This window comes from Mucilaginibacter sp. 3215, assembly GCF_050433785.1.
GTDB lineage: Bacteria > Bacteroidota > Bacteroidia > Sphingobacteriales > Sphingobacteriaceae > Mucilaginibacter.
In genome coordinates, this window is the sequence record NZ_JBNPWO010000023.1 from 15,864 (window position 1) to 27,853 (window position 11,990).

Consider the following 11,990-nt stretch of genomic DNA (forward strand, 5'->3'; position numbering starts at 1 on the left):
CTCTATCGAAATGACATCGCTTTTTGATTTGGTATGAAAAATGTGCACGGCGGCAAATTTTAACCAAAATAAGTCTAATTTCCCATTTTTCAGGATAAGACACTTATTAAAAAAATTTAAAAAGTTCTTTTAATTCAAATTTTGTTTTATTAAGTTTGTAGTGATAATGCACAGCTTATTATTATACGCACTTTACTTTATTCTCATGTCGGTGAGGATAAACTTTTTTGTTAATTGGTTTGATAAAATCCTCGCCCTTGGCGGGGGTTTTTTGTATTACGACTTTTTTAAACTTTAACATATAGGTTCTGAACAAATTATGGCACGATTAAATTTATTGGAAGAGACACGTTACGAGAAGTTACCGGTAAGCGTTTACAACAACCAGCAGGAAGCCTCGGTAGCGGTAGCGAACCGGATAGCAGATCTGATCCGCGCAAAACAAGCCAAAGGTGAAAAAGCGGTATTGGGGCTTGCCACCGGTGTAACCCCGATAGGGGTATATGCCGAACTGGTAAGACAGCATAAAGAAGCAGGCTTGAGCTTTAAGAATGTGATCACTTTCAACCTGGATGAGTACTACCCGATGAAACCCACAGCAGCACAAAGCTATGTAACCTTCATGTACGAAAACCTGTTCAGCCATATTGATATAGATAAAGCCAATGTTCACATCCCTGATGGTACTTTGGATAAAGACGAAGTTGTTGCGTTCTGTTTAGCCTATGAAAAGCAGATAGAAGAATTGGGCGGCTTAGACCTTCAGATCCTGGGTATCGGTCGTACAGGTCACATCGGTTTTAACGAGCCGGGTTCGGCACCAAACTCAGGAACGAGGATGGTTACTTTAGATGACCTGACCAGGCGTGATGCGGCCCGCGATTTTGGTGGTAAAGCCGATGTGCCAACCAAGGCGATCACGATGGGGATCGGTACCATCTTCAAAGCCAGGGAAATCATATTGATGGCCTGGAATAAGAAGAAAGCGCCGATCATCAAGAAAGCGGTAGAAGGGGATATCTCGGGCGAAGTACCTGCCACTTACCTGCAACTATCACAACATGTAGAGTTTGTACTGGATGCAGATGCCGCGTCAGAACTGACCCGGTTTGATACCCCATGGCTGGTGAAAGATTGTGTGTGGGATAACCAGTTAAAGAAAAAGGCTGTGATCTGGTTGGCGAATGAGGTTAACAAACCGGTACTGAAACTAACGGAAGAAGATTACAATAACCACGGCATGGCCCAACTTGCAGTAGAGCAGGGCCCTGTATACAATATCAACATTGATATCTTTAACCAGATTCAGCATACCATTACCGGCTGGCCGGGTGGTAAACCGGATGCGGATGATTCGCAAAGACCGGAAAGGGCACTGCCTGCTAAAAAACGTTCAATCATCTTTTCACCACACCCGGATGATGACGTAATTTCGATGGGCGGTACATTTATCCGTTTGGTAGACCAGGGACATGATGTGCACGTAGCTTACCAAACTTCAGGCAATACCGCGGTATGGGATGATGATGTGCTGAGGTACATGGAATTTGCCATCGACTTTACGAAGAGCATCGGCGAAGACACTACGCATCTTCAAAAATCATATGAAGATATGCGTGCCTTCTTCCCAACCAAACAACCAAACGAAATTGATACGCAGGAGATCAGGAATGTAAAAGGCTTCATTCGGAAAACGGAAGCTATATCAGGTGCGAGATATGCAGGCTTACAGGATGATCATATCCACTTCATGGCCTTGCCGTTTTACGAAACCGGTAAAACCAAAAAGAATTCAGTAGGCGAGGAAGATATCCAGCTGACTATCGACCTATTACAGAAAATTAAACCACAACAAATTTTTGCAGCGGGCGATTTTGCAGATCCTAACGGTACTCACCTGGTATGCTTCAAGATCATCCTTGCAGCATTAGAAAGATTAAAAGGAAAAGAAGCCTGGGTAGAAGATTGCTGGCTGTGGATGTACCGTGGTGCATGGCATGAATTTGAAACCTACGAGATAGAAATGGCCGTACCATTGTCGCCACAGGAAGTGATCCGCAAGCGCAATGCGATCTTCAAACACCAGTCACAAAAAGATACACCGGTGTTCCCGGGTGATGATGCAAGGGAGTTCTGGGTACGTGCAGAAGACCGCACCCGTGACACAGCCCAACGCTATGATCGTCTTGGCCTTGCTGAATATGAGGCAATGGAGGCGTTCGTGAGGTATAAATTCTAAGTGAAATATTTATATGTTAAGGTCGCGCGATTTATCGCGTGGCCTTTTTATTTTTATATTTACAATAATGAAAGGACGGTTAACCAAGGTTAGATCAATAGATTTAAAAAAAGATGCTGCTCAAAAAATAAGCGCGGAAGCCATAAAGACAAATAAGAAAGCCGATAAAATTGTTACGCTTGTTTTTATTTTGCTTGCTTTAATCGTTATTATTTTAGGATTATGTTTTGGATTCCATGAAAGATGGTATTTTCCTAAATAAACATGCATCAAAATTAACCTGAAGCGCTTGCTGCCGGTCTAAGCTAAGTTATCGCCAAAACTCAACCAGTTTTGGATTGCAATTAGTTGATTTAATGGTTGTTCATATAGGCATTATACCGTGATGATGTTAGTATTTAATTCCAAGTGCTTATTCTTATTAGTAGCCAGGTATTTTAGAACTTGTGCTGTAGTTTTTAAATCATTTCTCCCTATCCCAGCCCAGAAGTCAATTATTTTATCATCGTTGTATCTTAATAAAACAAGGTGTGTCATTACTCCTATGCCTCCAGTTTTATAGGTAATTATAAAAAGATTGCCGTCAGCGCCGATGTTGATAAGCTGACGGGTAGGCAGATTTTCATCCCAGTTGCCATCGCAGCAATTCCAGTCCTTGCCTGGAGCTGCAATAGAGAATTTATCCCTGCTAAAAGAGGCTAAGAAATCCCTAACCATTGGAGGTATATCGTTAATATTTTTGCCCAGCATTATCTGAGATTTTTTAAGATCCGCTATAAAAGCGCCAAGATTCTTGTTTTTAAGGATAACCATTTGGTTAACTGCTAATAAATCACCTGTTTGTTTTATGCTTGAAATACGATGCGGTGCATAAACGATTTTTTTTTGGTGCTGATTGTGCGCTCAAACAGATTGGTGATACGATTAGCAAACCTAATATTAGCAGCAATGATCTCATAAGAAATTGGTTCGTTTTTAAAACGTTAATTTCTAAGCTCGAGTATACAGCAAAATCATATAACAAAAAAGCCTTCCCGTTTAGGGAAGGCTTTCAAATATTAAATCCGAAATCAAAATTCCGATATCCGAAATTAAGATGCCATTTGCTTGCGTATGATGTTCAACGCACCGCCTGCTTTAAACCACTCAATTTGCTGTGCATTGTAAGTATGGTTTACAGGGAATGATTCGGTTGAACCATCTTTATGGTGTAATACCACGGTTAACTGTTGGCCTGGGGCAAACGTAGTTAAGCCGGTGATATCGATAGTATCATCTTCCTGGATCTTTTCGTAATCGTTAGGATCGGCGAAAGTGATACCCAGCATACCTTGTTTTTTAAGGTTGGTTTCGTGGATACGGGCAAATGATTTTACCAATATGGCACGCACACCAAGGTGACGTGGTTCCATAGCTGCATGCTCACGTGATGAGCCTTCACCATAGTTTTCGTCGCCTACTACTATCGAACCGATACCTGCTGCTTTGTAAGCACGCTGCGTAGCCGGAACTGGACCGTACTCGCCGGTTAATTCGTTTTTAACGCTATCGGCAGTAAGGTTAAAGTAGTTGATAGCACCGATTAACATGTTGTTTGAAATGTTATCCAGGTGGCCGCGGAATTTCAACCATGGGCCAGCCATCGAAATGTGGTCGGTGGTACATTTACCTTTTGCTTTGATAAGCAATTTAAGGCCTGTAATGTCGGTGCCTTCCCATGCTTTGAATGGCTCAAGTAATTGCAAACGTGATGAAGTTGGAGAAACGATAACTTCAACTTTGCTGCCATCTTCGGCCGGTGCCTGGTAGCCTGCATCTTCAACCGCGAAACCTTTTACAGGTAGTTCGATACCCTGAGGCTCGTCAAATTTAACCTGCTCACCAGCTTCGTTAGTTAAAGCATCAGTAAGCGGATTAAAGGTTAAATCGCCTGCGATAGCAAAAGCAGTAACAATTTCTGGCGAAGCTACGAAAGCGTGGGTGTTAGGGTTACCATCCTGGCGTTTAGCGAAGTTACGGTTAAACGAAGTGATGATAGAGTTTTTGCGGGTAGGATCATCAGTATGACGGGCCCACTGGCCGATACATGGTCCGCAGGCGTTAGCCAATACCACGCCGCCCATTTGAGCAAAAGTATCAAGGTAACCGTCGCGGTCAACAGTGTAACGTACCTGCTCAGAACCCGGAGTGATGGTGAACTCGGCCTGAGTTTTTAATTTTTTATCGATAGCCTGTTTAGCGATAGAAGCCGAACGGGTGATATCCTCGTATGATGAGTTGGTACATGAACCAATCAAACCAACTTCTAATTTAGTAGGCCAGCCGTTTTCTTTAACAGCGGTAGCAAATTTAGAGATAGGCCATGCCAAATCCGGAGTGAACGGACCGTTTACATGTGGCTCAAGCTCGCTCAGGTTGATTTCGATAACCTGGTCGAAATATTGCTCTGGGTTAGCGTAAACTTCTTCGTCGCCGGTTAAGTGCTCTGCGATAGCGTCAGCAAGTTCAGCGATGTCGGCACGTTTAGTACCTTTTAAGTAAGCAGCAGCTTTTTCGTCGTAACCAAAGATAGAGGTAGTAGCGCCGATTTCGGCACCCATGTTACAGATGGTACCTTTACCGGTTGCCGACATTGAACGTGCACCTTCTCCAAAGTACTCAACAATAGCACCGGTACCGCCTTTTACGGTAAGGATACCAGCAACACGCAGGATAACGTCTTTAGCTGAAGTCCAACCAGAAAGTTTACCGGTTAATTTAACACCGATCAGTTTAGGGAATTTAAGCTCCCATGGTAAGCCGGCCATTACGTCGCAGGCATCGGCACCACCAACACCAATAGCAATCATACCCAAACCACCTGCATTAGGAGTATGTGAGTCGGTACCGATCATCATACCACCCGGGAAAGCGTAGTTTTCTAACACTACCTGGTGAATGATACCTGCACCGGCTTTCCAGAAACCGATACCATATTTATCAGATACTGAAGCCAGGAAATCGTAAACTTCGCGGTTAACGTCAACAGCAGTACTTAAATCTTCAACAGCGCCGATTTTAGCCTGGATCAAGTGATCGCAATGTACGGTAGATGGAACGGCAACCTGCGGGCGACCGGCTTGCATAAACTGCAAAAGGGCCATCTGAGCAGTAGCATCCTGCATAGCTACACGGTCTGGTGCAAAATCAACATAGTCAACCCCGCGACCAAATGCTTTTTGAGCATCGCCTTCGCTAAGGTGGGCATATAAAATCTTTTCGGTTAAAGTTAGGGGTTTACCGGTCGCTTTACGGGCAGCATCAACACGTGTGCTGTAGCGGTCGTAAACCTTTTTGATCATATCTAAATCAAAAGCCATTTGTATTTGATTTTTAGGTGAAAAGTAAAAGAAATTGACGTTAAGCCCATTAACTGGCCTTAGAGCGGCGAATTTACAAAAAATAACATTTGAAAGCCCTCAGTGCTTTACACAAATGTTATTTGGATAAGTTCTAAATAAGTTATTGGAGATTAGTGGTTAGAGATTGGTTGGTTACGGCAACCTTCACTTTTTTGTTGATGAAGATGCATGATACAGTGAAAACTAATGCGGAAATCAACAGAACCGGATAATACATCTTTCCAAAAATATCAGGTAGGTCTTGTTTGGAGTTCCCTAAAAACAAAAATGCAAATCCTGTAGTATTTATGGCAGCATGAAAAATCATTCCCGGAATTACGGATTGCGTTTTATAATAGATCCAACCTAAAAATAAGCCCCCGAAAAATGCTGGAATAGCCTGCCAGGGATTTAAGTGCAGTACGCTAAAAAGGATCGCAGAAATGATTATGGCTTTGTTAGGGGCATAATTTTTTAATAATCCTTTTAAAATAATGCCCCTACATAATATTTCCTCTACGATTGGAGCTATAATAACAACACTCATGAACGAGAACAGATCTTTGGTGAACACCCTCTCAAATATCTCCCGAACCTTCAAAGGCATTGGTAGCAATACCGAAATTCGTTCTAAAATGATTGAGAATGCTGTTGCCGCTATAATCAGCACCGGGATAAGCCACCCTTCAATTTTATTGTAATTTATGGTTGATGGATAACCTTGTTGTTTTTCACTCCTTTTTAAAGTATACTGTATTGCCATTAGTACAGGAGCAGCATTCGTCAATACTTTGAATATCGATCTCACCGCCGGAAATTCTTTTGGAGTATTCATAAATACAATGCCCGCGGTTATTATAACGATGATCAGAAAAACAAGGTACATGAAAAATAGTCTTACAATAGATGTTATATTAGGGTAGGCTATTTTCGGAATATGAGTAATGTTTTCAGGCCCTTCGGCACTTGTTTCAGTGTTTGTTACTTCAGACATTTTGCGATTGTTTAGGAAAAAAATTGGCCGGTCATGATAAACGACCAGCCAATTTAAAATTAAAAAATAGTTCGATAAAATATGAACAGATTATTTTTCTCCTTTTGATGTAGCAGGAGGCAACTGTTTCAAAATCTCCTCAATAGCCCTATCCAATTGCGGATCTTTATTTTCTATCCTGTCCGCAAAATCTGTTTTTACATAAATATCCGGTGTTACGCCTGTTTTTTCAATATCCTTACCATCGAGCGTGTAGCAACCCCAGGCAGGGATACGGTAGAATGATCCATCAACCAAACCTTTACCACTGGTAAAAATGATCCAACGGTAGGTTTCGGTGCCGATAATTTTGCCCAGGCCCAGTTGTTTAAAGCCTTGTGAGGTCATCTCGCCGTCGCTAAGGGTTTGCTCATTCATGAGCAGGATGATCGGTTTGGCCGCAGGTGCAAAGTTTGATTGCTGTGTTTTTTTACCGTCGCGGTAAGCCCATTGCAAATAGGGTTTTTGAGACAAGAATTTTAAAACATTATCATGTACGTTACCGCCGGTATTATATCTCAGGTCGAGGATAAGGGCATCTTTGTTGTAGGCATCATCAACCATATCTTCCAGGAAATCTTCCAGGGCGCCATCGCCCATGTTTTTCATGTATGAATAGGCAATGCGGTTTTTACTTCTTTCTGCAACTGTTTTAGCATTGGTCTTGATCCAGTCGTCGTAAAGATTGCCCGACAGGTCACCGGTTGACTCTGGATGAAGTTTTACTTTAACGTCCTTTCCACCACGATTAAAGATTAGCTCAATTTCCTTGTCAAGTGATGGTTTGCTGAAGTAATAGTTGCGGTCCTGCTTTTCATCAACAATAATACCGTTAACCGCTTTTAATATATCGCCCGGTTTTACGTCGATGCCGGCTCTATCGGCATTACTATGGATAGCTATACTGCTCACTTTGTATGGCGAATCGTTCTCAAAAATGATCCCGGTTTCCATAGTGCGGTAAGAGATGGTTTTCTTTTCCTCGCTGCCATTTGAGTAAAAACCCTGGTGCGATGAGTTAAGCTCGCCAAGCATGTCATTCAACAACAGGCGCAGGTCGGCCCGGTTATTAATATAAGGGACAAATGTTTTATAGCTGTCATGAACCTTTTTCCAGTCGGCCCCGTGGAAATTGCCGTCGTAATAGTTTTCATCCAGTCCGGCCCAGGTTTCATCAAACATCTGTGTAAATTCCCCGGCCATGTTACGGGTAAAGCTGTAATTGATATCTAACTTATCCACTTTGTTAGCATCGATGTTTAGGGTGTAGATATTGCCTCCGGCCAGTACAAAATATTTATCACCGTTGCCAAAAATGTTGTAATTGCCGAAGTCGCCGTTGCCAACTTTTTCAGTTTTAGGGTTTTCAAAAGCTTCAAGGGTGGTACGGTAAAGCGCCCCCTTACCTTCGCTATGGTTTGAGGCATAGTATACCAATGTTTTATCTCCTTTTTGAATTACATAGGGGCCCTGCGCCTGGCCAAACTCCGGACTGATGCGTTCCAGTCTTTTCATCGGTTCTTCGGTGTCTATCACAATATCGGCAGGCGGTTTAGGCGTTGGCTGCTCAGATAAAGGTTTCTTTTTGTTAGACGCTTTTTTGTCCTTATCCTTTTTGTTTTTATCGTCGTCTTTTTTCTCCTCTTTAAACAGGGCCGTAAACTTATCCATCTTAAAAGGATCGTCATACTTTTGCAAAGGCATGCGGTAAACGTGAGCATCTTTTGAGCCATAAGGATACTCGGGCTGTGTACGGGATGATGTAAAATAAATATACTTACCATCCGGCGACCAGAATGGCGCCGATTCTGTAACACCGCTATTGGTAAGGTTCAGTATTTTCTCGGTTTTTATCTCATAAACAAAAACGTCCATCTCAAAATTGCGGTAAGCGTTGTATACCACGTACTCGCCATTTGGCGAAAAGCGAGGAGGAGGGTTGTAGAATCCCCAAAACTCATCGGTAACAATAGTTTTTGATGTGAGTGTTTTCAGATCCAAAAGTTTCAGTTCATTACGGCCGCTCAGATAAATGGCTTGTGTGCGGTCTTTATTCATGCTCAGCAGGCGATTGCTGCCTTTATCTGTGGTAAGCTGTTTTTCGGCGCCACTGCCGTCGGCTGTTATGGTGTACCAATTAGGATAGCCACCCAGGGTTTGACCAAAAATGAGGGTTTTGTTATCGCTCATCCAGCTTACTTCGGTAACGCGTTCGCTGGTATTACGCTCCAGTTTTTTGCCGAATTTACCTTCGGCATCGCTTACAAATAATTCGCCGCGGGATACAAAAGCCAGCTTTTTGCCATCGGGTGATAATGCTGCCCCTTCAATTTTACCGCCTGTTTCAAACGATTGGTCTTTGGGCAGTACATTATTGCGGAACAGGTTTAAGCTTAGCTTCTGCGTTTGTTTGGATGCCACATCGTAAACAAAAATCTGGTAATCTTTTTCAAACACTACCTTGCCGCCATCGGCACTTACCTGCGGGCGTTTGAGAGAGGTGGGGAACTGGGTTAACGCGGTTTTTTTACCATCGATAAAGGTATACAGGTTATATTCTTCGTTGCCCTCGTCGGATACAAAATAGATATTGCCTTTTTGATCAATGGTGGTCCAGAAATCCTTGCCCTGCCAGTCGGTATATTTTTTATAGGCTTTGGTTTTAGGATTGTATGATTGAATATCGGGATTGTAAGCGCCTTTATAATGCTTACGGGTGGGGAAATAAATGCTCTCCCAGGTATTGCTGAAAAATAGCTCGCCGGTTTGCGGATGCTCAACAACACCGTGTATGGTATTAAAATAATGACCAAACAGCCTAACGGGTGTTCCGCCGGTAGCTGCTACTTTGTATTCGCTGAAGCCATTGTAACGGCTTGAGTTAAAGTAAATGGATTTCGAATCCCAGCTCCAGGAATCCACATTATCGCCGGCATCGTTATAGGTAAGCTGTTTGATATCGCCGCCGGCGAGGGGCATTACATATACATCGTTATTGCCAAACTGGTTTGATGAAAAGGCCAGCCATTGCCCGTCGGGCGATACCCGCGGACTGGTTTCTTCACCCTGCATGGCGGTCAATCGCGTGGCGGCTGTGCTGTTGATATCGGCTTTCCAAAGATCGCCTTCGTAACTGAAAATTACAGTTTTGCCATCGGGTGTTAGGGTTGGGTTAGATGTAAAATAGCTTCCGGTTGTTTGGGCTTTAAGGCTGGTTTGGCACAGTGCTGCCAAAAACAATACGATGTATAGTTTCTTCATATGGTTTAAGTTTTATGAATAAATGTATTTTTGAGCCATGTTAAAAGTGGTGCACCTCAATACGTATGACGGTAATGGCGGCGCGGGCAGGGCCTGCATGCGCCTTAACCGGGCATTACTTAGCCAAAATATCGATTCTAAAATTATAGTACATTATAAATTTGGAAATAATCCTGATATCAAGACTTTTAACCGCAGTATCATCCAAAAGTCGTATACGGCTGCAACCATCATTCTGGAGCGAATATTGGCCAAAAGGTTTCTAAGACCTGATAGCCGTACACCTTTTTCCTTTACCTGGTTTGGCCGTTCGGTAGTTAATCATCCGGATGTTAAAAACGCCGATATCATTCACCTGCATTGGATTAATCACGGTTTTCTGGACCCTAAACATATAGCCGAAATTAGAAAGCTGGGCAAGCCTGTGGTGTGGACCTTTCATGATAGTAATGCCTTTACCGGTGGTTGTCATGTGCGTTATACCTGCGATCATTATCAGCAACAATGCGGTGACTGCCCGCTGCTGATCAATGCAGGGGATAACGATATTTCGCACCGCATCTGGCAGCAAAAAAACAAAGCTTACCAGCAACTCGACTTCAACATTATCGCCCCAAGTTTATGGATGCAAGCTTCTGTAAAGAAAAGCAGTTTGATGCGGGGCAAAGCCACAAGTAATATTCCAAATACGCTGGAAACGGATGTTTTTAAGCCGATAGACAAAAAGGAAGCAAAAGCCAAAGCGGGCCTGCCGACGGATAAATTTATCTTTTTAAGTGGCTTTATGCCATCGCGTAAAGATTTGCATAAAGGCACTCAATACCTGTTGGAAAGTATGGAATTACTAAGACAGCGTTTAGGTGCAGAGACAGACCAGATAGAACTGGTGGTGTTCGGCAACCGGGGCACAGAAAACCTGCCCGACTTTCCTTTTAAAACCAGTTTTTTAGGAACCATCAATAACGATGAGAAACTGGCCCTACATTATGCAGCCGCCGATGCTTTTTTAATCCCATCCCTTGAAGATAATTTACCTTACACCGTAATGGAAAGTATGAGCTGCGGTACACCTGTAATCGCTTTTACTACAGGTGGCATCCCGGATATGGTGCGGCATGAGCATAGTGGTTACCTGGCAACCTATCGTTCATCCGTAAGTTTTACTGATGGCATGGAGTGGATTATTAAGCATCCTGAAAGGGACAAGTTGAACCAACAGGCCCGGCAAACCATTATGGATAGTTTTTCGGAAGAAGTGATCGCTAAAAAACATATCGAAGTATATCAAAGGTTAGTGAGCAAGGGAGGTAATAATGTTTAATCCACGATTAAGCGTTATCACCATTGTTTACAATAACGTAAGAGATATCGAGCGTACTATCCGCTCGGTAGTTAATCAAACCTATACCAATATTGAGTATGTTATTGTGGATGGTTTATCTAACGACGGCACTTTACAGGTAATTGATAAATATAAAAGCAAAATAGCAAAATTCATCAGCGAAAAGGATGAAGGCATTTACGATGCGATGAACAAGGGGCTTACCCTGGCAACAGGTGACTACGTGATCTTCATGAATTCGGGGGATGAGTTTTACGACAATGAAACCGTTGCCGCTGTTTTTGCTTCTGCAGAAGATGCCGACATTTATTATGGTGAGACAGAAATGATCGCCGATGACGGCAGCAGTTTAGGACAGCGCCGGCATAAGGCTCCAGCTAAGTTTACCTGGCGCGGTTTTAAATACGGCATGAGCATTAGTCACCAGGCTATTTATATCAGGCGCTCACTGACCGAACCTTATGACCGCCGATATCAATTGAGTTCGGATATCGACTGGATAATCCGCGCGGCCAAAAAAGCTAAAAAGATCGTTAACGTTAATCGATATGTGGCCAAATACCTGGTAGGGGGCATGTCGAAGAAAAAGCACCGCCAAAGTTTAATGGAACGCTTTGAGATCATGAAGCGTAACTATGGCTTGGCCCAAACCATTTTGAATCATTTTGTCATCGCCTTTAATTTAGGCTGGTATTGGTTAAGGAACAGAAGGACGAATGATTAATCAATTATTTT

8 protein-coding genes are annotated in these 11,990 nt (G+C 42.9%); 4 read left to right on the forward strand and 4 right to left on the reverse strand.

The genetic code is table 11. The features are described from left to right. Positions 1 to 319 precede the first annotated feature (319 nt). Positions 320 to 2,239, forward strand: a complete 1,920-nt coding sequence (gene nagB / locus ABIC84_RS24645; RefSeq protein WP_429265308.1) for a glucosamine-6-phosphate deaminase — start codon at positions 320 to 322, stop codon at positions 2,237 to 2,239. Positions 2,240 to 2,306: 67 nt separating this feature from the next. Then, the gene (locus ABIC84_RS24650; protein WP_429265309.1) at positions 2,307 to 2,501 is read left to right on the forward strand and encodes a hypothetical protein; all 195 of its coding nucleotides are present in this window, start codon (positions 2,307 to 2,309) and stop codon (positions 2,499 to 2,501) included. Positions 2,502 to 2,614: 113 nt separating this feature from the next. Here the strand turns inward: ABIC84_RS24650 and ABIC84_RS24655 are convergent, their stop codons facing one another. The 4 genes from ABIC84_RS24655 to ABIC84_RS24670 form a co-directional block, all read right to left on the reverse strand. After that, positions 2,615 to 3,052, reverse strand: coding sequence for a hypothetical protein (locus tag ABIC84_RS24655; RefSeq protein WP_429265310.1), 438 nt, complete (start codon positions 3,050 to 3,052; stop codon positions 2,615 to 2,617). A 278-nt stretch (positions 3,053 to 3,330) separates the two neighbouring features. After that, complete coding sequence (locus tag ABIC84_RS24660) at positions 3,331 to 5,598, reverse strand: aconitate hydratase (protein ID WP_429265311.1); 2,268 nt, start codon at positions 5,596 to 5,598, stop codon at positions 3,331 to 3,333. Between the two features lie 142 nt (positions 5,599 to 5,740). Continuing rightward, positions 5,741 to 6,613, reverse strand: coding sequence for a CPBP family intramembrane glutamic endopeptidase (locus ABIC84_RS24665; protein WP_429265312.1), 873 nt, complete (start codon positions 6,611 to 6,613; stop codon positions 5,741 to 5,743). A gap of 90 nt (positions 6,614 to 6,703) precedes the next feature. After that, positions 6,704 to 9,913 carry a S41 family peptidase gene (locus tag ABIC84_RS24670; protein WP_429265313.1) on the reverse strand — a complete coding sequence of 1,070 codons (3,210 nt, stop codon included), beginning with the start codon at positions 9,911 to 9,913 and terminating at the stop codon, positions 6,704 to 6,706. 37 nt (positions 9,914 to 9,950) lie between these two features. Here ABIC84_RS24670 and ABIC84_RS24675 point away from each other — a divergent pair, with 37 nt between their 5' ends. Together ABIC84_RS24675 and ABIC84_RS24680 are read left to right on the forward strand one after the other, a co-directional pair. Continuing rightward, a complete protein-coding gene (locus tag ABIC84_RS24675) occupies positions 9,951 to 11,234 on the forward strand; it encodes a glycosyltransferase family 4 protein (RefSeq protein ID WP_429265314.1) in 1,284 nt (427 codons plus the stop codon). Next, a complete protein-coding gene (locus ABIC84_RS24680) occupies positions 11,227 to 11,979 on the forward strand; it encodes a glycosyltransferase family 2 protein (RefSeq protein ID WP_429265315.1) in 753 nt (250 codons plus the stop codon). The genes ABIC84_RS24675 and ABIC84_RS24680 overlap by 8 nt, the downstream gene beginning before the upstream one ends. Positions 11,980 to 11,990 lie beyond the last annotated feature (11 nt).